The sequence below is a fragment of the uncultured Algibacter sp. genome (genome assembly GCF_947495925.1).
GTDB lineage: Bacteria > Bacteroidota > Bacteroidia > Flavobacteriales > Flavobacteriaceae > Algibacter_E.
The window spans coordinates 219,490-244,047 of sequence record NZ_CANMAU010000002.1 but is presented as its reverse complement, the minus strand read 5'-3'; the positions used below and the strand labels follow the sequence as shown (position 1 = coordinate 244,047).

At 33.3% G+C, this 24,558-nt stretch carries 22 protein-coding genes and 1 tRNA gene; 16 read left to right on the top strand and 7 right to left on the bottom strand.

Annotation, left to right across the window (positions count from 1 at the left end):
* The first annotated feature begins 27 nt into the window (after window positions 1-27).
* Together Q0857_RS04405 and Q0857_RS04400 are read left to right on the top strand one after the other, a co-directional pair.
* Complete coding sequence (locus tag Q0857_RS04405; protein WP_298532574.1) at window positions 28-1,815, top strand: chloride channel protein; 1,788 nt, start codon at window positions 28-30, stop codon at window positions 1,813-1,815.
* A 16-nt stretch (window positions 1,816-1,831) separates the two neighbouring features.
* Entirely contained in the window at window positions 1,832-2,068 is a 237-nt protein-coding gene (locus tag Q0857_RS04400) for a hypothetical protein (protein WP_298532573.1), read from the top strand.
* 54 nt (window positions 2,069-2,122) lie between these two features.
* Here the strand turns inward: Q0857_RS04400 and Q0857_RS04395 are convergent, their stop codons facing one another.
* Window positions 2,123-2,572, bottom strand: a complete 450-nt coding sequence (locus tag Q0857_RS04395; RefSeq protein ID WP_298532571.1) for a nucleoside deaminase — start codon at window positions 2,570-2,572, stop codon at window positions 2,123-2,125.
* Window positions 2,573-2,611: 39 nt separating this feature from the next.
* Between Q0857_RS04395 and dxs the strand changes: the two genes are divergently transcribed.
* Window positions 2,612-4,366, top strand: coding sequence for a 1-deoxy-D-xylulose-5-phosphate synthase (gene dxs, locus Q0857_RS04390; protein ID WP_298532569.1), 1,755 nt, complete (start codon window positions 2,612-2,614; stop codon window positions 4,364-4,366).
* A 60-nt stretch (window positions 4,367-4,426) separates the two neighbouring features.
* Here the strand turns inward: dxs and dgt are convergent, their stop codons facing one another.
* On the bottom strand, window positions 4,427-5,767 hold the full coding sequence (gene dgt / locus Q0857_RS04385; protein ID WP_298532567.1) for a dGTP triphosphohydrolase: 1,341 nt from the start codon (window positions 5,765-5,767) through the stop codon (window positions 4,427-4,429).
* 264 nt (window positions 5,768-6,031) lie between these two features.
* Between dgt and Q0857_RS04380 the strand changes: the two genes are divergently transcribed.
* The 3 genes from Q0857_RS04380 to Q0857_RS04370 all read left to right on the top strand — a co-directional run bounded on the left by Q0857_RS04380 (window position 6,032) and on the right by Q0857_RS04370 (window position 11,806).
* Window positions 6,032-6,388, top strand: a complete 357-nt coding sequence (locus Q0857_RS04380; RefSeq protein WP_298532565.1) for a carboxypeptidase-like regulatory domain-containing protein — start codon at window positions 6,032-6,034, stop codon at window positions 6,386-6,388.
* Window positions 6,389-6,733: 345 nt separating this feature from the next.
* Window positions 6,734-9,517 (top strand): TonB-dependent receptor, encoded by a 2,784-nt coding sequence (locus Q0857_RS04375; protein ID WP_298532563.1) that lies wholly within the window; start codon window positions 6,734-6,736, stop codon window positions 9,515-9,517.
* A gap of 249 nt (window positions 9,518-9,766) precedes the next feature.
* Window positions 9,767-11,806, top strand: a complete 2,040-nt coding sequence (locus tag Q0857_RS04370; RefSeq protein ID WP_298532560.1) for a hypothetical protein — start codon at window positions 9,767-9,769, stop codon at window positions 11,804-11,806.
* 74 nt (window positions 11,807-11,880) lie between these two features.
* On the opposite strand, the gene Q0857_RS04365 is transcribed toward Q0857_RS04370, so the two are convergent.
* Window positions 11,881-12,198, bottom strand: a complete 318-nt coding sequence (locus tag Q0857_RS04365) for a nicotinic acid mononucleotide adenyltransferase (RefSeq protein ID WP_298532558.1) — start codon at window positions 12,196-12,198, stop codon at window positions 11,881-11,883.
* A gap of 384 nt (window positions 12,199-12,582) precedes the next feature.
* Here Q0857_RS04365 and Q0857_RS04360 point away from each other — a divergent pair, with 384 nt between their 5' ends.
* From Q0857_RS04360 to Q0857_RS04345, 4 genes are all read left to right on the top strand, one after another.
* Entirely contained in the window at window positions 12,583-13,785 is a 1,203-nt protein-coding gene (locus tag Q0857_RS04360; RefSeq protein WP_298532556.1) for a porin, read from the top strand.
* A 71-nt stretch (window positions 13,786-13,856) separates the two neighbouring features.
* Window positions 13,857-16,196, top strand: a complete 2,340-nt coding sequence (locus Q0857_RS04355; protein WP_298532555.1) for an inorganic phosphate transporter — start codon at window positions 13,857-13,859, stop codon at window positions 16,194-16,196.
* Window positions 16,197-16,324: 128 nt separating this feature from the next.
* Window positions 16,325-16,606: a pyrimidine/purine nucleoside phosphorylase gene (locus Q0857_RS04350; RefSeq protein WP_298532553.1), complete on the top strand. Its 282-nt coding sequence runs from the start codon at window positions 16,325-16,327 to the stop codon at window positions 16,604-16,606.
* Between the two features lie 85 nt (window positions 16,607-16,691).
* Complete coding sequence (locus tag Q0857_RS04345) at window positions 16,692-17,519, top strand: OmpA family protein (protein ID WP_298532551.1); 828 nt, start codon at window positions 16,692-16,694, stop codon at window positions 17,517-17,519.
* Window positions 17,520-17,600: 81 nt separating this feature from the next.
* Here the strand turns inward: Q0857_RS04345 and gdhA are convergent, their stop codons facing one another.
* Window positions 17,601-18,944 carry an NADP-specific glutamate dehydrogenase gene (gene gdhA, locus Q0857_RS04340; RefSeq protein ID WP_298532550.1) on the bottom strand — a complete coding sequence of 448 codons (1,344 nt, stop codon included), beginning with the start codon at window positions 18,942-18,944 and terminating at the stop codon, window positions 17,601-17,603.
* Window positions 18,945-19,146: 202 nt separating this feature from the next.
* Between gdhA and Q0857_RS04335 the strand changes: the two genes are divergently transcribed.
* On the top strand, window positions 19,147-19,950 hold the full coding sequence (locus Q0857_RS04335; RefSeq protein ID WP_298532548.1) for a glutamate dehydrogenase: 804 nt from the start codon (window positions 19,147-19,149) through the stop codon (window positions 19,948-19,950).
* 207 nt (window positions 19,951-20,157) lie between these two features.
* Here Q0857_RS04335 and Q0857_RS04330 read toward each other — a convergent pair whose 3' ends face one another.
* The gene (locus Q0857_RS04330; RefSeq protein WP_298532547.1) at window positions 20,158-20,622 is read right to left on the bottom strand and encodes a DinB family protein; all 465 of its coding nucleotides are present in this window, start codon (window positions 20,620-20,622) and stop codon (window positions 20,158-20,160) included.
* 58 nt (window positions 20,623-20,680) lie between these two features.
* Here Q0857_RS04330 and Q0857_RS04325 point away from each other — a divergent pair, with 58 nt between their 5' ends.
* From Q0857_RS04325 to Q0857_RS04310, 4 genes are all read left to right on the top strand, one after another.
* Window positions 20,681-21,067 carry an arsenate reductase family protein gene (locus Q0857_RS04325; RefSeq protein WP_298532545.1) on the top strand — a complete coding sequence of 129 codons (387 nt, stop codon included), beginning with the start codon at window positions 20,681-20,683 and terminating at the stop codon, window positions 21,065-21,067.
* A gap of 77 nt (window positions 21,068-21,144) precedes the next feature.
* Window positions 21,145-21,513, top strand: coding sequence for a YtxH domain-containing protein (locus Q0857_RS04320; RefSeq protein WP_298532543.1), 369 nt, complete (start codon window positions 21,145-21,147; stop codon window positions 21,511-21,513).
* On the top strand, window positions 21,513-21,875 hold the full coding sequence (locus tag Q0857_RS04315; RefSeq protein ID WP_298532541.1) for a hypothetical protein: 363 nt from the start codon (window positions 21,513-21,515) through the stop codon (window positions 21,873-21,875). Before Q0857_RS04320 ends, Q0857_RS04315 begins: the two co-directional genes overlap by 1 nt.
* Complete coding sequence (locus tag Q0857_RS04310) at window positions 21,862-22,065, top strand: hypothetical protein (RefSeq protein WP_298532539.1); 204 nt, start codon at window positions 21,862-21,864, stop codon at window positions 22,063-22,065. Before Q0857_RS04315 ends, Q0857_RS04310 begins: the two co-directional genes overlap by 14 nt.
* Before the next feature lie 89 nt (window positions 22,066-22,154).
* Here the strand turns inward: Q0857_RS04310 and Q0857_RS04305 are convergent.
* Window positions 22,155-22,228, bottom strand: a tRNA-Asn gene (locus Q0857_RS04305).
* A 71-nt stretch (window positions 22,229-22,299) separates the two neighbouring features.
* A complete protein-coding gene (gene rseP, locus Q0857_RS04300) occupies window positions 22,300-23,646 on the bottom strand; it encodes an RIP metalloprotease RseP (protein WP_298533118.1) in 1,347 nt (448 codons plus the stop codon).
* Between the two features lie 170 nt (window positions 23,647-23,816).
* On the opposite strand from rseP, the gene Q0857_RS04295 reads away from it, so the two are divergent.
* Window positions 23,817-24,491 (top strand): SCO family protein, encoded by a 675-nt coding sequence (locus Q0857_RS04295; protein ID WP_298532537.1) that lies wholly within the window; start codon window positions 23,817-23,819, stop codon window positions 24,489-24,491.
* Window positions 24,492-24,558 lie beyond the last annotated feature (67 nt).

Below are 24,558 nucleotides of genomic sequence, written 5' to 3'. Positions count from 1 at the left end.
TTTTGGGATATTTTCTTAATTTTAAACATGCCTTTTACTACTAAAAGCCTATTACGTAAATTTCTAATCTGGAAATACAAGCATATTTCTGAACGTCAGTTTATTTATATACTTAGTATTTTAGTTGGTTTTTTAGCAGGTATGGGCACGGTAGTTCTCAAAAACCTTACCTATTACATCAGGCACTTTTTTAGTTTATATATCTTTCACGACTATCAAAGCACACTATACTTTATTCTTCCTATTATAGGTCTACTGCTTGTTTATATTATTAAACAAACTTGGTTAAAGAAACATATTGGACATGGTATTTCATCCACCCTATACGCCATTTCCAAACTAAACGGTATCATTCCAAGATATAATATCTATGCCGCACTAATAACAGCACCACTTACTGCTGGTTTTGGTGGATCGGTAGGACTGCAAGGTCCCGCTGTAAGCGTTGGTTCAGCCTTAGGATCGAATGCTGCACGATTGTTTCATATGAACGTAAAAACGAGAATGCTCTTAATAGGATGCGCTGCTGCAGGTGCTATGGCGTCTATGTTTAAAGCCCCTATTGCTGCTATTATTTTTGCGGTTGAAATATTTAGTTTAGATATTGCATTTACCTCACTTGTACCCTTGCTACTCGCCTCCGTTTCGGCAGTTGTGACCTCATATCTTTTTTCTGGTACAGATGTATTATTAAGGTTTGAATTGACTGATAAATTTGAAGTTAACGACATCGCTTTTTACGCATTGCTTGGTCTAGTAACTGCATTTGCATCAGTATATTTTTCAAAAGTATTTTTTGCCATTACTAATTTTTTCAAACAATTTGAAAGTAGAGCGAAACGACTTCTTATTGGAGGCTTAGCCATTGGTACCATGCTTTATGTTATCCCACCTCTTTACGGTGAAGGTTATGGTATTATGAATAACCTCTTAAAAGGAGATCACTTAGCTGCTATTGGCAGCACTCCTTTTAACATGGAACTTTCAAATATTTGGGTCGTTATTGGTTTACTATTAGGGATTGCCGTTTTTAAAGCCATTGCGATGACTACTACCTTTGGAGCAGGAGGTGTAGGTGGTGTATTTATTCCAACCTTAGTTATGGGAAGCGCCATTGGTAATGCTTTTGCAAAAATAATCAATAACATGGGGCTTGATTTTCATGTTTCAGAATCTAATTTTACACTAATAGGAATGACAGGTTTAATGGCAGGTGTATTACACGCACCACTTACTGCTATTTTCTTAATTGCTGAAATAACGGGTGGATATGAATTATTTGTACCACTAATGATTGTTTCTGCCATATCATTTGCTGTTACTAAATATTACATTTCGCATTCTATATACACCTTAAAACTAGCTGAACGTGGTGAGTTAATGACTCACGATAAAGATCAAAACGTGCTTATGGTTTTAGATATTGATAAGGTTATAGAAACTAATTTCATCATATTGAAACCAGAAATGTTACTTGGAGACATTCTTACCAAGGCCGTTGCCAAATCATCAAGAAACCATTTCCCTGTAGTTAATGACGACCATGAATTTCTTGGAGTAATTCGGTTAGATGATATACGGCATATGATGTTTGATGCCGACCTCTATGACAAGGTAAAAGCCTCTAGCCTAATGCATGCCGATCATGGCATTATAAATTATGATGATGATTCTATGAACGATATCATGAATAGATTTAAAACAAGTGGCGCATGGAATTTACCAGTGGTAAAAGGCGGTAAATATTATGGATATATTTCAAAATCAAAACTCCTCACAGCATACAGGCAACAACTCATAAACTTCACTAAATAGTCATCTTAAATCTTACATGAAATACCTTATTACTACGTTAACTATTGCCGCATTCACAAGTATCATTTTAGGTTTTACCTTAGACGTCACCTATTCAGAAAAGCTTATAGGCTTCGGTGTTACTGGGTTATTTTTAGTTGTTTTCCCTCTGTTCTCATACCACCATTGGAAAGGAAAAGATCCAAAAGATTACATGCTAACCAAGGAGAATTTAGATAAAATGAGGGATAGTCAAAAAGAAAAGAAACATTAAACTTTTCAGTATCAATGGCATGATAGTAACATGTAAATTGCAGAATTACAACAATTAATTCAAATTACGTTTTCCAGCAAAAAAACGTTTCAACAAAGACGCTCCTTCTTCTTCTAAAATACCACCTAACATTTCTGTTTTGGGATGTAACTTGGTTTTTAAATTAATACAACCACGTTCTAAATCTCTAGCACCATAAACAATTTTAGAAACTTGACTCCAATATAAAGCGCCTGCACACATTTGACATGGCTCCAAAGTAACATAAAGTGTACATCCTTTTAAATATTTACCACCAAGAAAATTAGCTGCTGCAGTAATAGCTTGCATTTCGGCATGTGCTGTCACATCATTTAATGTTTCAGTCAAGTTATGCCCTCTTGCTATAACTTTACCATCTATAACAATAACCGCCCCCACAGGAATTTCACCTTTTTCATAAGCCACTTCAGCTTCTTGAAGCGCTCTTTTCATAAAGTAGATATCATCAAAAGGTTCTATCATGATAGCAAAAATACAATTTCATTCTTGTACTTTTGTCTTGTGCAAAAAAGTATATTAGAAAATATTAACTTGCCTCAAGATCTTCGCCTTTTAAATTCTGAAGACCTACCTCATCTTGCAAAAGAATTACGTGAATTTATAATTAATATAGTCGCTACCAAAGAAGGTCATTTAGGTGCAAGTCTTGGTGTTGTAGAACTTACCATTGCATTACATTATGTTTTTAATACGCCTGAAGACCTATTAATTTGGGATGTTGGCCATCAGGCTTATGGGCATAAAATATTAACAGGAAGAAAAGACGTTTTTCATACTAATAGACAGTTAGGCGGCATAAGTGGTTTTCCAAAACGTAGTGAAAGTGAATTTGACACTTTTGGCGTGGGGCATTCATCTACTTCTATTTCAGCAGCTTTAGGTATGGCGATTGCCTCTAGATTAAAAGGAGAAAATAAGCATCATATTGCTGTAATTGGCGATGCATCTATTGCTAGCGGAATGGCATTTGAAGGCCTGAATCATGCTGGTGTTACTGATGCCAATCTTCTAGTTATTTTAAACGACAACGCTATTGGTATTGACCCAAGTGTTGGAGCGCTTAAACAATATTTAACCAACGTTAAAAAGGGCACCCAAAAGCGTAACAATATAATTGAAGCTTTAAATTTTGATTATTCTGGCCCTATTGATGGGCATGATTTGAACAAAATGATTTCTGAGTTGGAGCGCTTAAAAACTCTTAAGGGTCCAAAATTATTGCATATTGTCACCACTAAAGGTAAAGGATTAAAACAGGCTGAAGCCGACCAAGTGAAGTATCACGCTCCAGGAAAATTTAATTCGGTTACTGGAGAACTTGTTGCTAAATCGACCTCTAAATTACCTCCAAAATACCAAGATGTTTTTGGACATACTATAGTAGAACTTGCCAAACAAAATGAAAAAATTATTGGTATTACCCCTGCAATGCCTACAGGAAGTTCTCTTAAATACATGATGGATGAAATTCCTGAACGGGCTTTTGATGTTGGAATTGCCGAGCAACACGCCGTAACCTTAGCGGCAGGTATGGCCACCCAAGGGTTGATACCGTTTTGTAATATCTATTCCACGTTCTTACAACGGGCTTTTGATCAAATTATTCATGATGTTGCCTTACAAAACCTGCCTGTTATTTTTTGTTTAGACCGTGCGGGTTTAGTAGGTGAAGATGGTGCAACACACCACGGCGTTTTTGATATCTCTTATTTAAATTGTATCCCTAACCTAATTATTTTTGCGCCACGAAACGAAATGGAATTGCGAAATATCATGTATACCGCACAATTAGGCTTAGACGGACCTATTGCAATTCGTTATCCTCGTGGAAGAGGTGCTATTTTAAATTGGAAACGGCCTTTTACCAAAATAGAAATTGGCAAAGCCGCACAATTAAAAAAAGGGAAACAACTAGCGGTTTTGAGTATTGGTACTATTGCCAAAAATGTAACTGAAGCTATTGCTAACTTAGAGGTTTCTCATTACGATATGCGTTTTGTAAAACCTTTGGATGAAACATTATTACATTCTATTTTTAAAACTCACGATACCATTATAACCATTGAAGACAATGTGATTAAAAGTGGTTTTGGTTCTGCCATTTTAGAATTTTCTGCCACACATAATTATAAAAACTCAATTAAAGTTTTAGGAATTCCCGATGGATTTATAGAACATGGTAGCATTAATGAGTTGCAGCAAATAATCGGTATAGATCCAATTAGCCTACAGCAATTTATCAATAACCTTCTTTAAATCTTTATTTATACTATAGTCTCTAACAAGTTACAAATTGCAACGCTTCACTTGCAATATTTAAAAAGTAACACCTTCTATTTTCTTAAAATTCTGAATGGCTTTACTATCGCTTAACAAGGATACGTAATGGCAAACTGCCAGTAAACGTTCGTATAAGGTATCGCTTTTAAAATTGATAGTTTCAGGTAAACGCTTAAGAATAAGTTTATCATAGTTTGAAGCAGTGCCGTTAAAACTGTGGTTTACTGCGGCGGTGTATACGCTGAGTAGTTTATTGATAATTTGGTAGCCTGCTATTTCCTTATCGACCACTTCTTCCGACTGGTAGATATTTTCGATACTTATTTTAATAATATCGTTTATTTGAGCTTCAAATTTACTTTTATCTAGTAATGCACAATCAAAGGTGCCATTTAAAATAGCTTCTTCATGAGTCATGAAAATATTCACAGCATCATTGATTAAAGCGCCAATTGCTAAGGCACGGAGGTAACCTACCCGGTCTTCTTTATTGCTTAGTGCGTAATAATTCTCTGGAATAATATTATCGCGAATAACTTTTGAAAGGAATTCTAGGGCATATTCTTCTTGAATAAGACCAAGATTAATGCCGTCTTCAAAATCGATAATAGTGTAGCAAATGTCGTCTGCTGCTTCTACTAAATATGCTAATGGATGGCGGTCGTAACTAAGAGCTTTATTACTTCGTTTACTTAGGCCTAATTCATTTGCTACATCTTGAAAGGCTTCTTTTTCACTTTGGAAAAACCCATATTTTTTATCAACGATATGGTTTGTGGGTTTCTTTGGCAGGGACTCTTTTGGATATTTTGTAAAAGCACCAAGTGTGGCGTAGCTTAAACGAAGCCCGCCTTCTCGTCCTGCTCTGCTTTGGGTTAAAATTTTAAATCCGTTCGCATTGCCCTCAAAATCACATAGGTCTTGATATTCTTTATCGGTTAATTGAGATTGATATTGTTTCCCTATTCCCGACTTAAAAAACTCTCCAATTGATTTTTCCCCTGAGTGACCAAATGGCGGATTCCCAATATCATGCGCTAAAGCTGCTGTAGCTACAATAGCGCCAAAATCATTAGCCTGATAACCATGAATGCTCTGTAAATGCGGGTGTTTTTTAAGTAACTTCTGCCCCACTTGTCGCCCCAAAGATCGCCCAACTACACTAACTTCTAAACTGTGCGTTAAACGTGTATGCACAAAATCGGTTTTTGATAAGGGTATAACTTGAGTTTTATCTTGCAGACTTCTAAATTCAGATGAAAAAATAATACGATCATAATCTACCTCGAAGCCTAGTCGCGTTTCGTCTTGTTCTTTTCTTAGTCTTTTATTAGTATCGCCGTAGCGCTTTAAAGAGAGGAGTTGTTCCCAGATCATGGTTAAATTTTAAACTGAGGCAAGATAACAAAGAATTTGTTTGAAAACACATGTTCGTTTTCAAATATATTTTCAGTCATAATCTTCACTTATTTCCGATGAAACGCATTAAAAAAGGGTGACAAACAATATTAAGTCAGAATCACAATCACAGTCTTTATTTGTTAACATTAAGGTAACATTTTAATTATGTATGTTTAAACTTTAAGTAACATTCTAGTCATGTTTATACGTTTAATTTGCATTTCATTAAAGAAATAGCAAATGAAAGGTTTTATATATACGATACTCTTTTTAATAACAGCAACTACCTTTGCACAAGAATCAGGTACCATTAATGGTCAATTGTTAGATATAGAGTCTAACAACGCGCCGTTATTATATGGTAGGATTCTAATTAAAGAAACCGGGTCTAAGGTTTTGTCGGATGAGAACGGATTATTTAAATTCGGAAATTTAGAAGAGGGCACTTATACTTTAGTGGGAAGTTTTACTGGTTATGAAACTCAAGAAATAAAAATTGAAGTCACTTCAAATACTTCAACAACTATTACTTTTAATCTTGCAGCGAGTACGATATCATTAGATGATTTAATGACGACTATTGCAAGTACTGATTAGAAAAAACTTCAACCAATCGAGAACCTTCTAAAAAAGGATTTCAAAATATAATTTAAAGCGATTTTTATTTAATAAAAATCGCTTATTTGTTTACAGTCATTACTACTAGTTTAACGTTACGTTAAAATTACTTCCTGTTTTAAAATAAAACAAAATTCAAATACATCACTATATGCAAATCAAAGTGTTATGATTTTAATGTTAAATTAACGTAACCAAATAAAGCATTATTTTTCTAATTACATAACGTTTAGCTAACGCTTTTGTTACTGTTCTTTAACCCATAGGTAACGATGTGTTCACAATATCTTGGTTTCTTTGCGGCTAGAAATCATAGATAAAAAAATGAAAAAAATCACATTTCTGTTTATACTTTTAACAACAGTATTTACTTACGCCCAAAATACGGGCTCTGTAGTTGGAAAACTTACAGATAAGGAATATAACAATGAACCGTTAGCCTTCGCTAATGTATTAATAAAAGGAACGACTACTGGAACCACTTCAGACTTTGATGGTTTATACGCCTTCAATGATTTGGAAGTCGGAGACTATACCTTGGTATATAGCTTTGTTGGCTATGAAACTCAAGAAATTGTTGTAACCATTGTAGCAGGAAAAGTAACCGAAGTTAATGTACCAATGGGAGCCAGTGCAGCTTCTTTGGATGAGGTAGTTATCACAACCACTACAAAAAGAGAAAGTGAAACCGCTTTATTATTAGAACAAAAAAAGGCGGTTGTAATAAAAGAAAGTATTGGAGCAGCAAGACTATCCAAAATTGGTGTTTCAGATGCAGCAGCAGCAACTACCAAAATTTCAGGGGTTACGCAGAGTGAAGGTTCTGGAGAGATCTATATTAGAGGTCTAGGAGATAGATATTTATCTACAACTATGAATGGGCTTCCTATTCCTTCAGATGACGTTGATAATAAAAATATTAATCTTGATTTATTTTCAACACAAATGATAGAAAACGTTGGTATTAGCAAAACCTATAATACAGACGGATATGCTGATCAAACTTCAGGAAACGTTGATATCTCCTCTAAAATATATTCTAAAAAAGAATTTTCAGCACGTCTTCGTTCGGGTTATAACACCAATGTTTTAGGAATGGATGGTGATTTTAAAAGAAGTATTGCCTCTGAGGATGTGACTTTCGGTTTCCATAAAAAACAATATGCTACGGTCGATTTAATAACAAGACAACCTTGGGATCCATTAACGCAAAGCAACACAGCTAACTACAGCTTAGCTTTAGGTGGTGGCTATAAATTTCAGTTATTTGGAAAAGACCTGTCATTTTATGTTGCAGGATCACATTCAAAATCGTTTGAATATAGAGAAGGTATTTTTAGAACCTTTAGATCTAACGTCCTAGATAACGGATTCCCACGTTTTTTCGATGCCGAAAAAATAGTTAATACCCCTAGCGTTGAAGAATATATTACTAATACGCGTTCTACTGGATACATCAACTTAGGTTATAAAATTAACAATGATAATAGAATTAAAATTAGTAGTTTATCTGTTAATAGAAGTGAGGATAATGTTTATGAGCAAGGTAGAGATGGAAGAGGGTATGTCTTTGATCAAGATCCAAAAGAAACGGAGGCTTTTGTAAGAGACCAGAACTTTAAACAAACTATTTTACTTGTTAATCAAATTAATGGAACGCACCAAATTAATGAGAATAACAGACTTGAATGGTCTGGTGGTTACAACTATGTTTTAGCAGAAGAGCCTAACAGAGTAAGAAACGAAGCTAATATTTATTTTGAGGACAACGAGGAAGCCCAATATGCGCACGTTGGTGACTTTCAACAAAGAAAATCAAGCCAGAAAATTGAAGATAGAGAATTCAATGGTTTGATAAAAGATCAAATAGATTTTGGGCAATTAGACGAAGATGATAATAGAAATTATCGCCTTAATGTTGGTGCAAATTATCGTAAAAAGGAAAGGGTATTTAGCTCTCAATTTATCGGGGTGAGAGCGAGAGATTTTCGTGCACCGAGTATAGATGATTTTTCAGATACGTTCACAGAAGAAAACTTTGAAAACGGCTTGGTTTTAAGGGAACCTGATCCAGACAGGTATGATGCAGATTTCACAGCAATGGGTGGATATGCCAACGTAGACTTTGGCCTTAATAAGCGATTTTCTGGTAATTTAGGTGTTAGATATGAAAGAGATGAAATAAATGTACTTTGGGATGTAGCTAACTTTGTTGGTCGTGTGGGTTCTGTTAAAAAAGAATATAACGAGTTTTATCCTAGCGCAAATCTTAAATATGCATTAACAGACAAACACTTTTTACGTTTTGCTTCAAGTTTAACGCAAGTACTTCCAGAGTTTAAAGAATTATCTCCGTTTGAATACGTATCACCTACTGGCCGTGTAACAAAAGGTGATCCCAACCTTGAAAAGTCCGATGTTTTTAATGTTGATTTAAAATGGGAATTCTTCCCTAAAGCAGGAGAATTATTGTCTGCAACAACATTTTATAAGCAAATTAAAAATCCAATCAACTTAGCTTTAGCAAGAGGGTCTGCTGGTATTTTTCAATACAGAAATACTGGAGAACAAGCCGATGTTTTTGGAGTTGAAATCGAAACACGCTTAAATTTAATCGAAAATGAAGAAGAAGAATCTATTCTTGATTTTAATGTGAACCTAACTAAAATGTGGTTTAACCAAGATTTATTAGAAGAATTCCAATATAAAAACCTGACTGAATCTGAATTACAAGGTGCTTCAGATTTAATAATTAACGGATCTTTAAGCTACAACAACCAATCGGAAAGACCATTCATAGCTACAATTACAGGCAACTATGCTTCTGATAAAATATTTGCATTAGGTGCCCCTGAAGATTTTGCGAGCAGTGATGTACTTTATAACGATGAAATCATAGAAAAAGGATTTGTTACTTTAGATTTAGTATTGAGCAAACAATTAACAGACAGATTGCTTTTAAAATTTATAGGCAGAAACCTGTTAAATCCTGATATACAACAAACTCAAAAAGTACAAAGTCTTGTTGATGGTACAGAAACAGATGAGCTTGTGAGTTCATATAAAAGTGGAAGCGTGCTAAGTTTAAGTTTGAAATACGCATTCTAAGAAGTATTCATATAATTCCAAATAATAATCTAAGCCCAAGAAAACTCTATTCTTGGGCTTTTTTTATGACGATTTAAAACGTAAACCTTATCCTTAAAAGCTTTAATTCGCTTGTTAACCTTTTAGTAACAATAACCCTTATATTTCCAAATAAACGTAACCTACGTTTAATATTCTCTTAAAGATGAAGCAAAGGAAAATCTTGTTCTTTGCAGGAGAATTAAATGTTCAAAAACAATAAAATTAAAAATGAAAAAACTAACTGTAAAATTATTTGGTTTAGTTGCTGTGATAGCAGCAATGAATCTAACAAGTTGTAGTTCTGATGATCCAGCTCCAATTGTTCCTGGAGAAGATCAAGTAATTATTGACTTAGAAGCTGGCACTATGAAAGGGACTTTAGAAGAAGATTATACCCTTGATGCCTCAGTAAACTATAACCTAACAGGACAATTTATAATTGCCGAAGGTGCTACTTTAAATATTCCTGCCGGAACAAAAATTCTTGCTGATGAAGGAGGTACTGATGTTTATCTTGCTGTTTTAAAAGGTGGAAAAATTAATATTAATGGTACTGCATCTAATCCAGTAATCATGTCTTCTTTAAATGGAGAGCCTGGTGATTGGGGTGGCTTAACTATTTGTGGAAATGCTACAACTACTGCCGGTGTAGATGCTACTGCTGAAGTTGGTGGTTTTATTTATGGTGGTACTGATGATACTGATAACTCTGGTAGCATTAGATACTTACAAATTAATGGAACAGGAGCTCAGATTAACTCAGAATCTCAATACAATGGGGTGTCTTTTTATGCAGTTGGATCTGATACATTTGTAGATAACATTGCAGTTATTAATGGTGATGATGACGGTGTAGAGTTTTTTGGTGGAACAGTTTCTGTATCTAACTTGTACTTAGAAAACAGTAGTGATGATGCTATTGATTGGACAGAAGGCTGGAATGGAACAGTAACAAACGCTTATATCTCTCATACTGTTGCTGGTTTCTCCACAGCTTTTGAGGGAGATAAAGATAATGGTAACCCTAAATTCGTAAATATCACTTCTGTTTCTACAGTAGGTGGAACAGCTTTACAGTTCAAAAAACAATCTGGTGGGACAATCACTAACTTATCTCTAAGTGGATACGATGTTGATTTAGACATGAAAGATGGTGGAGATACTGCTAATATTATCTTTAATGACGGGTTAGTGCCTGTTGCTATCACTGATCCAACAGACCCTGAAACTGAAGGCAAATATTTTTATGCCCTTAATGCTCCTGTAGTTCCTACGGTTGATATAGCTGATTTTGATTGGGTAAGTTCTGATTTATCTTTTGAAACTAGCATGCTTCAAGGTGCCGTTACTGGAACTGTAACTTTAGATGCTTCTGTTGACTATTTATTGAATTCATCTTATATTGTTCAAGATGGTGGTAAGTTAATAATTCCTGCTGGAACTAAAATTACTGCCAGAGATGGTGGTACTGGTGTTTACATCGCGGTATTAAAAGGTGGTGAAATTGATATTCAAGGTACTTCAACTAACCCTGTTGTAATTGCTTCGGCTTCTGCTAGTCCTGGAGACTGGGGTGGTTTAACCATTTGCGGAGACGCTACAACTACTGCTGGTGTTGATGCTACTGCTGAAGTTGGTGGTTTTATTTACGGTGGTACCAATGATACTGACAATTCAGGATCAATTAAATATTTAGTTTTAAAAGGTACTGGAGCTCAAATTAATTCTGAGTCTCAATACAATGGATTATCATTATATGCTGTAGGTTCTGAAACAGAAATAGATTATGTTTCTGTAATTAATGGTGATGATGACGGGGTTGAGTTCTTTGGCGGAACGGTTTCTGCATCTAACTTATACTTAGAAAATAACTCTGATGATTCAATTGATTGGACTGAAGGATGGAACGGTACAGTAAGCAATGCTTATATTTCTCATACCGTACCCGGATTCTCTACTGTTTTTGAAGGTGATAAGGACAATGGAAACCCTAAATTCAACAACATCACTGCGATATCTACAGTAGAAGGTATTGCTTTACAGTTTAAAAAGCAATCTGGTGGAACTATAACTGGACTTCATTTAGATGGATATGGTGTAGATTTAGATATGAAAGATGGTGGTGATTTAGCAAACGTGCAAATAAATGGAGCTACTGCTGATGCAACTTTACTTTCTGGAGAGACTACTAAATACGAGCTTAACTCTGGTAAAGATGCTGCCCCTTTAGACATCTCAGGATGGGCTTGGAAAGACGCGAGCCTTTAGAATGATATATTGAAATACAATAAAAAAGCATCCCAATGGGATGCTTTTTTATTGTATTTCAAATGACATAGGCTTTACAGCGATGCCACATTATTAGCATAATCTACGACCTTCTTTTCACCATCAATCCAGTGAATCCATTTGCCGACTTTTTTTCCATTATCATAATTTGCAGAAACGATTTTATTGCCTTCTGTGTCAAAACTTAACCAAACGCCTTGTAATTTACCATCTGCTGTGTAAGAACCTGTTTGACTTACAACACCATTGTCATGATAATAAACAACATCTATTAAATTAGTGTCTGGGTTATGTTTTAATTCTCTCTTTTGTTGAGCAAAAGAAACCACAGCAATTAAAAAAGCAAAAATTAATAAAACTGATTTCTTCATAATTATGGGTGTTTTAACATTATAAAACAAATATACATATTAGTTAACTTTCAAACAACATTTAGATAACATTAAATTAACATTGGAATCATAATCATCTGATTTTTAATTTCTTAAAATTAAAGATTTAACATTGAAATATTAATAATTAGTTAATATTAAGATTACATTCACCTTAAACTAAACCGCGACATTTGTAATGTCTTAAGACAAACAATTAGTATTTCATATAATCTATTAGTTTTTGTCGACTACATTATCATGATTTCTAATCAAGACTGCCTTTGGCCGAGGCAGTCTTTTAGATTCTCCATATTTAACATTAAGGAAACATTAGCTTAAAATTATTATTAGTTCTTTGCAGCGACAAAAACTAATAACATAATGAATACTAAAACTGCCCTTCTTGGGATGTTTTTACTTGCCATGATTACTACTCAAGGGCAAGAGATTAAATCGGGTAAATTTGGCAAAGGCCTTCTAAACATTAAAGGGAAAGACAGTTCTTTTACTATGAAAGTGGGATTTAGGTTTCAACTTTTAGGAGTGGCTAATTTTAACGAAAGTGGCGAAACTAATACTAATTTTTTGGTAAGACGTTCTAGGTTAAAATTTGACGGCTTTGTTCTAAATCCTAAACTAAGGTACAAATTTGAACTTGGCCTTTCTAACAGAGATATCTCAGGACTCTCGGTATACAATAGGAACACCCCTAGATATATTATGGATGCCCAAATTAAATGGAATTTCTACAGAAATTTTGAACTATGGGTAGGACAAGGAAAACTACCAGGAAATAGAGAACGTGTAGTATCTTCTGGAGATCTTCAATTAGTGAATAGATCCTTATTAAATGCCAACTTTAACATTGACAGAGATATAGGGTTTCAATTAAGACATCACTTCAACCTAACAGATTCATTTATTGTAAGAGAAATCTTCTCTCTAAGTCAGGGTGAGGGAAGAAATCAAACTGTGGGTAATTTAGGAGGCCTTCAATACACAGGTAGATTAGAGTTATTACCTTTTGGAAACTTTGCAAGTAAGGGAGATTACAAAGGATCTGACCTAAAACGAGAGCAAAAACCAAAATTATCTATTGGAGCTACTTATGACCATAATAATAATGCGGTAAGAGCTAGAAGCAATCTTGGTGCCTACATGCTTATTGATGATGAACAAGGGCTTTATCAAACTGACATTAATACTGTTTTTGTAGATGGCATGTTAAAATATAAAGGTAATTCTTTCATGTTTGAATACGCAAATAGGACAGCCGATGACCCTATAGTTAAAAATTCTGACGGAACAGAAACTGGTCAGTACGTTCGCATTGGACATTCAATTAACCTTCAAGCGGGACATTTATTCCCTTCTAATTGGGAAATTGCGGGACGTTATACTAACACCTATATGGAGTTCCCTATTTTAGCTAATGCCCATAACACCACAGACATGTATACCTTAGGTGTATCAAGGTTTATTGTTGGACATAAACTAAAAATACAATCTGATGTCAGTTATTTAGATATTTCACCTAACAGTGATAATATTATGGTTAGACTACAAATGGACATACATTTCTAAAAAATAACAATTACATAACACAATACTGAATTATGCTTAGGATATTTGCAAACTTATTTCAATTAAACACTATGGATAACATCTATTTGTATATGATTATTGCCTTGGCCATTTTAGCTATTGCTGATTTGGTTGTTGGTGTTAGTAATGACGCTGTTAACTTTTTGAATTCAGCTATAGGATCAAAGGCAATATCATTTAAAACCATAATGATTGTTGCAAGTATCGGAGTTGCTGTTGGCGCAGTATTTTCTAGTGGCATGATGGAAGTTGCTAGAAAAGGAATTTTCAACCCTGGAGAATTCATGTTTAATGAAATCATGATAATTTTCATGGCGGTTATGATTACAGATATTCTGCTATTAGATTTCTTTAATTCAGTAGGTATGCCAACATCTACAACAGTATCAATAGTTTTCGAATTATTAGGAGCCGCAGTGGCTATGGCTTTAATAAAAATAGGACATAATAGTGGGGATTTTAGTGATGTTATTAATTATATAAATACATCCAAAGCTTCTCAAATTATATTTGGCATATTGCTATCTGTAGTCGTCGCATTCTCTATAGGAGCAATTGTTCAATGGATTTCAAGAGTACTTTTATCTTACAATTTTGAAAAGAAAGCACATTGGGTAGGAGCCCTATTTGGTGGTTTTGCTTTGACTGCTATAACCTATTTCATTTTTATGAAAGGCTTAAAGGGGACATCTTACGCCAAAGAATCTTTTGATATTCTTGGAGGTGGCACCATGAAGGACTTTTTGGAAAGCCAGGTACTCTCTATTGTTGTAGTGTGTTCTTTATTTTGGTCACTATTATCTTATATTTTAATAGCTTTTGCAAAGACCAATATTTATAAACTAATTATAATTGTTGGAACCTTCGCATTAGCTCTGGCTTTTTCAGGTAATGATTTAGTGAACTTTATTGGAGTTCCTGTCGCTGCATATAACGCCTTTTTAGAGTGGACTGCTTCTGGGCTACCTGCAACTGAATTTTCAATGGAAGTCTTAGCAAAAAAGGTCCCTACTAACAATTGGTTATTATTGGCCGCAGGTATGATTATGGTCTTAACACTTTGGTTTTCTACAAAAGCAAAAAACGTTGTTAAAACATCATTAGATCTTTCAAGTCAAGGGGAAACAAAAGAAAGATTTCAACCTAACTTTCTATCTAGAGGTTTCGTAAGATCTGCTATGTTAATGTCTCAAATGACGAGTTTTATGTTACCTGATTCTTGGCAGAAAAAAATTGATAGACAATTTGAAACTCCTGCGATAGCTATAACTGCAACCAAGAAAATTGAACTACCCGCATTTGACATGGTGAGAGCTGCGGTAAATTTAATGGTAGCCGCTGTTTTAATTTCAATTGCAACATCTTACAAACTTCCACTTTCAACAACTTATGTGACTTTTATGGTTGCCATGGGAACATCATTAGCAGATCGAGCTTGGGGAGCAGAAAGTGCTGTATATAGAGTTGCTGGAGTAATAAATGTTATAGGAGGGTGGTTTTTTACTGCTATAAGTGCTTTCTCAGCAGCAGCTTTAGTGGCCTATTTACTTAATTTAAACATCCACGTGATGTTTCCCATCCTATTAGCTATAGCTTTCGCCTTATTAGTAAGAAGTACTATAGTTCATAACAAAAAATCTAAGGAAGTTAGAGCTAGTGATAGTCTCAAAAAAGCTGAAAGCAGCTCAATTCAAGGAGTTATTGTTGAAAGTGCAGGTAATATTGCTAATGTGGTTAAACGAGGAAACAAAATATATACGAACTCCATCAACGGTCTTGCTAAACAAGATTTAGCTCTACTCAAAAAGAATAATAAGCAAATTGTAAAGTTATCTCAAGAAGTTGAAGATTTAAGAGATAATATTTTCTATTTCATAAAAAACTTAGACGACTCAAGTGTAGGCGCAAGTAATTTTTATATTAATATTTTAGGCTACTTACAGGATATGACACAATCCTTAGAGTATATTTCTAAAGTAAGTCACAAACACGTCAACAACAACCACAAGAAACTTAAATTCAATCAAATAAAAGAATTAAAGGAAGTTGACGATGCTCTTGAGAAATTATTCAATGGGACTAAAGAATCTTTCGATACGCAGTCTTTCGAACAAATAGGTAGTATTTTGGGAAGCAAGGATAAGCTTTTTAGCTTAGTTACAGAAAAAATTCAAAAACAAGTGGAACGAACACGGACTGAAGAATCCAGTCCTAAAAACACTACACTTTATTTTGGAGTTCTGTTAGAAACGAAAGATTTATTGAATGCTACTATGAACTTATTAGAAGAATACCATGAAGCTCATGATAGTTCGGTAAAACCTGCGACAATTGAAGTTATAGAACCAACAACAGGGCAAGAAAACTCGCAAATCAAAAAAGAGGAATAACAAAGTTTATATATACTTTAAAAAGCTTATAGTTTTTAATAAAAGCTATAAGCTTTTTTATTTCACATAACCGTTAAACTAAAATTAAACGCTTAGACATACAACCTTATAAACAAAATTTAAAATTTATGATATCAACGAACGAATATTTTGAAGGCCATGTAAAATCTTTAGGTTACACTTCTGCTAAAGGAAAATCTACAATCGGTGTTATGGAACCAGGAACTTATGAATTTGGAACTTCAACACATGAAACCATGCAGGTAATAGAAGGCGAAATGACTGTTAAACTGCCTGGAAATTCTGAATGGAAGACTTTTGGACTAGGAGAATCTTATGAAATTAATGCAAATGAAAAGTTTCAAGTAAAAGTCTCAATACAGACAGCTTATTTGTGTCAATATAAATAATGACAGATATTTCATAAAAAAAAAGCCTCCCAAAATCTATCTACTCCTTTTTTACGTAAATGGTTTAAACCTAAAGTTATTAATTATGAAAAAAATTTCAATCTTATTGCTATCAGTTCTTGTGTTTTCATGTGTTTCAAAAAAGAAATATATGGCATTAGAACAAGAAAATGGAGAGATTAAAAGTGAGTTACAAAAAACACAAGTTGAAAAAGAAGACTTAGAAGCTAAATTTGCTGAGATAGAAAAGCGTGTTGACGCTTACAATGCAAAAATAAGCTCTCTTAAACAAGAAGGTGACGCTAAGTTAGAATCTAAAGATGGTGCTGTTATTTCAAACAACACTAAGGTAAAAATGCGTGAAACATTGAAAAATGTTGACCCAGCAAAACTTAGTCAAGCCAAAACTTTAAAAGATTCTATGAATTTAGCCGTAGCTTATAATCTTGAAAAGACCATAAGTGAAAGTAACATTAATGAGGATGAAGATTTTGCAGTAAATATTAACGAGACTGTTGTTATGATTTCAATTGCAGACAACATGTTATTTAATACAGGCAGCTACAGATTAAGCTCTAAAGCTGACCCATTATTGCAAAAATTAGCAGATGTAATTAATTCAGAAGAAAGTTTAGATGTTATGGTTGAAGGGCATACAGATGCAAGAACTATTAACACTGAATTTATTGCAGACAACTGGGATTTAAGTGTTTTAAGAGCGACTTCGGTAGTACGTAAACTACAAAGTAAATATAACGTAGCTCCTGAGAAATTGATTGCCGCTGGTAGAAGTAGTTACCAACCCCTAGCTGATAATGACACTAAAGAAAATAGAGCAAAAAACAGAAGAACTAGAATTATAATTCTTCCAAATATTGACAAGTTCTTTGCGTTAATGGCATCTGAAAATTAAAAATAATATATTTAGTTTTAATAAAAAAAGCTTCTCAAAATTTGAGAAGCTTTTTTATTAGCCATATTTAAACTGAACATTTTAGACAATACCTTGCGCTAGCATCGCATCGGCAACTTTAACGAAACCAGCAATATTTGCCCCCTTTACATAATCTACATAACCATCTTCATCTTTACCATATTCAAGACATGACTTATGTATATCGGACATGATATCTTTTAATTTATTGTCGACTTCCTCTCTTGACCATTTAAATCTTAAAGAATTTTGAGTCATTTCTAAGCCTGATGTTGCAACACCACCAGCATTTGATGCTTTTCCTGGAGCAAATAATATCTTAGCTTTTTGAAAAGCATTGATTGCTCCAATAGTAGATGGCATATTAGCACCTTCGCTAACACATATACATCCGTTTTTTATAAGTACTTCGGCATCATCTTTTTTAAGTTCATTCTGAGTGGCGCAAGGAAATGCAACATCGCATTTCACTTCCCAAGGTGTTTTGCCTTTTACAAATTTCGCATTAGGATATGTATTTAAATACGCTCTAATTCTACCTCTTTTTACATTTTTAAGTTCCATGACAAAAGCCAACTTCTCCTCATCTATACCTTCTTCATCATAAATATACCCAGAAGAGTCAGATAACGTTAAAACTTTTCCTCCTAACTGTAAGGTTTTTTCGGCTGCATATTGAGCTACATTTCCTGAACCCGATATAACAACATTTTTGCCTTGAATCGAATCTTCTTTTGTTTCCAACATCTTTTGCGCGAAATACACATTGCCATAACCAGTAGCTTCAGGTCTAATTAAAGAACCTCCCCAAGACATCCCTTTACCAGTCAAAACACCGGTAAATCCATTGCTTATCTTTTTATACATTCCAAACAGAAAGCCGATTTCACGTGCACCAACACCAATATCACCAGCGGGTACATCTGTGTTATGCCCAATATGCCTAAATAATTCTCCCATAAATGCATGACAGAATCTCATAATCTCATTATCGCTTTTCCCTTTAGGATCAAAATCGCTACCTCCTTTACCACCTCCCATGGGCAACGTAGTAAGACTATTTTTAAATACTTGCTCAAAAGCTAAAAATTTCAGTATACTAAGGTTCACTGTCGGGTGAAACCTAAGCCCTCCTTTATAAGGACCTATTGCAGAATTCATTTGTACTCGATAACCTCTATTAACTTGAATTTCCCCCTCATCATCTACCCAGCAAACTCTAAAGGATATAACACGTTCAGGCTCGACCATTCTTAATAAAATATTTTTACCGTAGTAAATATCATTATTTACTATATAAGGTATTACTGTCTCTGCAACTTCCTGAACAGCTTGCAAAAATTCTGGTTCTTGACCATTTCTTCCCTTTACGAGATCTAAAAATGCTTCAATATTATTTTTCATACATATAAATATTACATTATTATTTATTGAATACGTAATTTATTGATGCAAATATACATTATCTTCAAAATAATACGTGTTTTTTTCCCAATTTCATAATTAAATATTATTTAGAAATTCCATTAATATTTTAATATTTGTTTCTAATGTCAGTTTTTATATATTTGTTCGTAATTAATGCCTCCAAAAAAAACACCTTTTTATGCTAAAACTTAAACACTTAGTACTTGGTTTTTGCTTGTTAATATTTACGCAGATTTCCAATGCACAGTTTGGTTTATATCACGAAATTGGAGTAATAGCAGGTCCGGTACAGTTTAGATCAGATTACGGACAAAGTAACGACTCCAAAACTAATTTTGGTAATTCTGGTTTTGGTGTTGGTATTATTCATTATTTAAACTTTACATATGCAGATTCCAATATCTCTTCCTTTACTAATACGTATTTTAATGATCACTTTAAAGTAAGAAGTGAACTATCATATAATACGAGCAAATTGGAGCATTTTGGTGAATGGGTCGATCCTTCAAAAACAAGTGAAGACGCTAAAAGACTAAGAGGTCATACTGGAAAAGCTAACAACCTTGATATTGGTGCTCAACTTGAATTTTCTCCTCTAAACTTAAGTGAGTTTCAAGGATATGGGCACAAATTTTCACCATTTATTAGTTTAGGTTTACATTACACTTTTTCATCTGCCAGTGTAGCGACTACATATCAAAATCCTAATTCGCAAGCAATTGGTGACGTAAATGACCCAAGTAATTTTTATTCAGGATGGGAAGCAGGATCTGTAGATGTATCTAAGTCTAATTCATGGTCAATGGTTACCAGTGCTGGAATAAGCTACAAGCTTACAAGAGTTTCTGATTTAATGCTCGACTTCAGATTTCAATACTACTTTAATGATTGGGTTGATGGATTAAATCACCAATTACCGAGTAATAAAAATAATGATTGGCTAGTTTGGATTAATATTGGATACGTTCACTATTTAGATTAGGCATTACTTTACTAACATTACCTTATTATAAAAACCTTATTTGATAAGTAGATTTTAAACTTGTTAATTAAGTTTGGGAGTCTCCATTCTAAATTATTAATGAAATAGGAAACTATAGTCCTTTACAGCATATTTTTATTTATTCTCTTTGGAATTTCAAATTTCCTTTAATTGATAATTTACTACTCCTAAAAAATAAAATCGAATTTAGTTTTTAATGGCCTTTAATAAGGCTAAAACATAACCGTAATGAATACCTTCATGCGCAAGTATAAAATGCAAAGCCTCATCAATATTATTTAAGGTATTACCTGTTGTAGAAACGGTATATGTGTTATAACTCTTAAAAACACCTTTTTCATAGTCTTGTTTTGTTCTTTCAACGGTAGCTAATAATAATGATTTAATTTCATGCACTTCTTCTTCAGAAACAATCCCTTCAGGTTTAGAGTCTTTTTTATATTTATTAATCATCGTTTCAGAAAGATTTGTTTCTAAGCCAGATAACTTATACGCCAGTAACTGTTCTGAAACAACAACATGACCAATATTCCATATTATGTTATTATTAAACCCTGATGGTATTTTATTCAGAACTTCAGAAGAGTTCTCTTCAATAATTCTATTAAAAATTCCTCTAATATTTTTTAATACTTGAAATGTAAAATCCATTTTAATATATTTTTCGCTAAATATAGTTTTAATTTGTTTTTTCCAAACCATATTTATTATGAAAAAAATATATTATCTAAAAACATGCAATACTTGTTCAAGAATTATTAAGGAACTAAATATAAGCTCAGATTTTATCTTTCAAGAGATAAAGTCTGAACCAATAACTGTTGATCAATTAGAAGGATTAAAAACTATAGCTGGAAGCTATGAAGTACTATTTAGTAAACGCGCTAAGCTTTATAAAGAAATGGATTTAAAAAATCAAAAACTGGAAGAACGTGATTACAAACATTATATTTTAGAACATTATACTTTTTTAAGTAGACCTGTTGTAATTATTGAGGATAAAATTTTTATAGGTAACTCAAAAAAAACGATTGAAGCTCTCAGAGCTGTACTAATTGAAAAAAAGATTTCTAAAATTAATTCGAACCCCTTATAATATTTTACAGTTGGCCACTGACAAAAACTCAAATATTTTAAGTAAATTTAAAACAAAAAAAGGATTAATTATATATTATGAGCAATAATGGAGGTACTATTTTAGGATTATTGGCTGGCGGAGCTATTGGTGCCGCATTAGGATTATTATTTGCTCCTGATAAAGGAAGTAATACGCGAAAGAAAGTTTTGGATGAAGCTCTTTTGGCTAAACAAAAACTTTCTGAAACAGTAAACGAACTAAAGGATAAAATAGAATCTGAAACTCATTTTAAAAAAGAAACTCTGGAGGAACAATTTGGCTCTATTCTGACTAATGCTAGCTATAAAGCCGATGATATTATTTCAAGCTTAGAAAAAAAACTGGCGTTGCTAAAAGAACGAAATAAGGAATTCCAAAAAGAAACAATAGAAAACAAAACAATTAATGAAGAACCTGTAGGTTAATGGGAGTAATAGATTCAATAAACGAAACCAATAGAAAAGCTGCTGAAGTTGGCGAAAAGTTTTTAAATAAATCTTATGACTATTATAAACTAAAAATCTTTCAGCAAATTACTATTTCTGTGAGCATGGTTTTTAAAATTTTCGCTATTGGAGGTATCATATTTATTGGCCTAACTTTTCTCTCTATAGCCGCAGCATTTAAAATAAGTGACATCACGCATAGCAATACTATTGGATTCTTAATAATTGGAGTAGTATACCTCCTAATATCTCTTATCGTTTTTCTTTTGAGAAAACACATAAACAACTTCATTATTAAATCACTCTCTAAGCCTTTTTTCAGCCAAGATGAAAACATATAAAAACTTTGAAAGTATTGAACGTGACCTTAAAATTTTGAATTTAGAGCGTAAAATAGCTTTAGAAGAGATTAAACATTTAAAGCATGATTATGAAGACTGCTTAAAACTTCCCAATTGGATGCAATCAGGAATGGATATTCTTAACAAAATAAGCACATTGTTATTGTTTAAAAAGGCTATTAAAAAATAGCTTTATTTATAACAATATCGAATTAAACAAAACTGAAGCGATTAAATAAAAAAAGCCATTCAATTTCTTGAATGACTTTTCTAATTGTGCTCCTTCTCTAGGGCTCGAACCTAGGACCCTCTGATTAACAGTCAGATGCTCTAACCAACTGAGCTAAGAAGGAGTGTGCTTTTCACTTAGCGAGTGCAAATATATATTGTTTTTTACTTTATACAAATATTTTTCTTAAAAATTTTACTCAAAAATCGCTTTATAAATATCATTTCCATTTGCAAATAAAACCAAGGCTAATAAAATAAAGACTCCTACCATTTGTGCATACTCCATAAACTTGTCTCCTGGCTTTCTTCCAGATATCATTTCATATAACAGAAACATAACATGTCCACCATCTAGAGCAGGAATAGGTAGCAAGTTTAAAACCCCAAGCATGATAGACAAGAAGGCTGTTATACTCCAGAATACTTGCCAACTCCATGTACTTGGAAAAATATCATAAATAGCTTTAAAGCCTCCTACTCCCTTGTATGCCCCAGTACTCGGACTGAAAATAGCACCCAATTGGTCCCAATATGAAGATAATTTATCTTTTGCTTTGGTCAATCCAACCGGGATTGATTCAAAAAACCCATATTCCCTTACATCAAAATTATAATACCCTAGTGCTTCTAAAGTTTTCGACGTAGAACTCGCTGCATATACCAAACCTAATTTGCCATTATCGCTAATTTGTAAAGGCAAGGTTTTTTCTTGTTCATCCCTTAAAACTGTTGCAGAAACATTCTGCCCCTTAAATTTTTCTAAACCAAGTTTTATTTCATCAGCATATTTGCCTCTAAAATCATTCAAGCCTACAATAATATCTCCTTTCTTAATACCACTTGCTTTATTATGCGAACTATCTGGCACTTCCACAACTATAAAAGGTTCTCTAAGTTTAATAAAACCTTTTTCTTTCGAATCCATTAATTGCGATAAAAAATCCTCAGGCATATTAATTTTAGATTGACTGCCATCTCTTTCAATTAATATTTCTTTTCCAAATAATACTTTCTCAGATATTTCAGAAAACGTTTTAATTTTGTCACCATCAACAGCTAATATCTTATCTCCAGTTAATAACCCAGCCTTATTTGCCACTGCACTTTCAACTAAAAGTCCATCCTTAATATTTTCATTTGGTAAAAATGTGTCACCATAAAAGTAGCTCATCCCAATATAAATTAAGATAGCAAGTACAAAGTTCACGGTAACGCCACCAAGCATTATAATTAAACGTTGCCATGCTGGTTTCGACCTAAATTCCCATGGTTGAGGCTCTTGCGCCATTTGCTCTGTATCCATGCTTTCATCAATCATACCTGAAATCTTAACGTAACCACCTAAAGGCAGCCATCCAATTCCGTACACAGTATCTCCAATTTTCTTTTTAAATAAGGAAAACTTAACATCAAAAAATAAGTAAAACTTTTCTACTCTAGTTTTAAATGCCTTTGCCGGAATAAAATGTCCTAATTCATGTAAAATAATTAGCAACGACAGGCTTAATAGAAACTGAGATATTTTTATAACAAACTCCATAAATGAAAGAATCTTTTTTGTAATCGCACAAAAGTAAGGTTTTAAACCAACTTGGGGAAAACAAATAACCAATGCACTAAGATTTAACATCTTTTTAAGCTTCAATATCAATATTCAAGTCTAATATTCATTGTATTTTTGCACTAAATTCTTTTTAAGAAAACCACGATATGCTTTCATTTTTCAAGGATTACAAGATTTTCGCCATTGTTTTTGGAGTTATTTCTATAATAATTATCTGCCTTATTTATAGCACTCTAAATGTTTACAAGCCACTTCCTATATACCAACCTGCTATGGTAAGTACGGAATTAGTAGATAGTACCATTCAACATCAAAAAAAATATCATAAAATAGCCGATTTCTCATTAGTAAATCAAAATGGCCAGACCATAACGCAAAAGGACTACCAAGATAAAATCTATATCGCCGATTTCTTTTTTACAACCTGCCAAACCATTTGTCCTATTATGACGAATCACATGGCCATAATTCAGAAAGAAATAATTAGCGATGATGATATCCTTTTACTTTCACATTCTGTAACTCCTGAAATTGATTCCGTAGATCAACTAAAACGTTATGCTTTAAAAAAAGGAGTAAATGACAAAAAATGGAACTTGGTTACTGGAGACAAAAAAGAAATTTACAAGCTTGCAAGAAAAAGCTATTTAGCGGTAAAAGACAATGGTGACGGTGGCTCTTTTGATATGATTCATACTGAAAATTTTATGCTTATTGATAAAAAAAGACAAATTAGAGGCTTTTATGATGGCACTAATCCTGAGGAAATAGGCCGCTTATTAGATGATATTAAAATCCTAAAACGCGAGTACAAAAAATAGTTTTGTCTGAACTATTTTTTTAGGGATATTTTTTATATTATTTTTGGTTCTTTAAAATCAATCTAAA

Excerpts from the sequence above, each read along its gene's own strand:
- Q0857_RS04405 (WP_298532574.1), top strand. The coding sequence starts at position 28 with ATGCCTTTTACTACTAAAAGCCTATTACGTAAATTTCTAATCTGGAAA.
- Q0857_RS04400 (WP_298532573.1), top strand. The coding sequence starts at position 1,832 with ATGAAATACCTTATTACTACGTTAACTATTGCCGCATTCACAAGTATC.
- Q0857_RS04395 (WP_298532571.1), bottom strand. The coding sequence starts at position 2,572 with ATGATAGAACCTTTTGATGATATCTACTTTATGAAAAGAGCGCTTCAA.
- dgt (WP_298532567.1), bottom strand. The coding sequence starts at position 5,767 with ATGATCTGGGAACAACTCCTCTCTTTAAAGCGCTACGGCGATACTAAT.
- Q0857_RS04380 (WP_298532565.1), top strand. The coding sequence starts at position 6,032 with ATGAAAGGTTTTATATATACGATACTCTTTTTAATAACAGCAACTACC.
- Q0857_RS04375 (WP_298532563.1), top strand. The coding sequence starts at position 6,734 with ATGAAAAAAATCACATTTCTGTTTATACTTTTAACAACAGTATTTACT.
- Q0857_RS04370 (WP_298532560.1), top strand. The coding sequence starts at position 9,767 with ATGAAAAAACTAACTGTAAAATTATTTGGTTTAGTTGCTGTGATAGCA.
- Q0857_RS04365 (WP_298532558.1), bottom strand. The coding sequence starts at position 12,198 with ATGAAGAAATCAGTTTTATTAATTTTTGCTTTTTTAATTGCTGTGGTT.
- Q0857_RS04360 (WP_298532556.1), top strand. The coding sequence starts at position 12,583 with ATGAATACTAAAACTGCCCTTCTTGGGATGTTTTTACTTGCCATGATT.
- Q0857_RS04355 (WP_298532555.1), top strand. The coding sequence starts at position 13,857 with ATGGATAACATCTATTTGTATATGATTATTGCCTTGGCCATTTTAGCT.
- Q0857_RS04350 (WP_298532553.1), top strand. The coding sequence starts at position 16,325 with ATGATATCAACGAACGAATATTTTGAAGGCCATGTAAAATCTTTAGGT.
- Q0857_RS04345 (WP_298532551.1), top strand. The coding sequence starts at position 16,692 with ATGAAAAAAATTTCAATCTTATTGCTATCAGTTCTTGTGTTTTCATGT.
- gdhA (WP_298532550.1), bottom strand. The coding sequence starts at position 18,944 with ATGAAAAATAATATTGAAGCATTTTTAGATCTCGTAAAGGGAAGAAAT.
- Q0857_RS04335 (WP_298532548.1), top strand. The coding sequence starts at position 19,147 with ATGCTAAAACTTAAACACTTAGTACTTGGTTTTTGCTTGTTAATATTT.
- Q0857_RS04330 (WP_298532547.1), bottom strand. The coding sequence starts at position 20,622 with ATGGATTTTACATTTCAAGTATTAAAAAATATTAGAGGAATTTTTAAT.
- Q0857_RS04325 (WP_298532545.1), top strand. The coding sequence starts at position 20,681 with ATGAAAAAAATATATTATCTAAAAACATGCAATACTTGTTCAAGAATT.
- Q0857_RS04320 (WP_298532543.1), top strand. The coding sequence starts at position 21,145 with ATGAGCAATAATGGAGGTACTATTTTAGGATTATTGGCTGGCGGAGCT.
- Q0857_RS04315 (WP_298532541.1), top strand. The coding sequence starts at position 21,513 with ATGGGAGTAATAGATTCAATAAACGAAACCAATAGAAAAGCTGCTGAA.
- Q0857_RS04310 (WP_298532539.1), top strand. The coding sequence starts at position 21,862 with ATGAAAACATATAAAAACTTTGAAAGTATTGAACGTGACCTTAAAATT.
- rseP (WP_298533118.1), bottom strand. The coding sequence starts at position 23,646 with ATGGAGTTTGTTATAAAAATATCTCAGTTTCTATTAAGCCTGTCGTTG.
- Q0857_RS04295 (WP_298532537.1), top strand. The coding sequence starts at position 23,817 with ATGCTTTCATTTTTCAAGGATTACAAGATTTTCGCCATTGTTTTTGGA.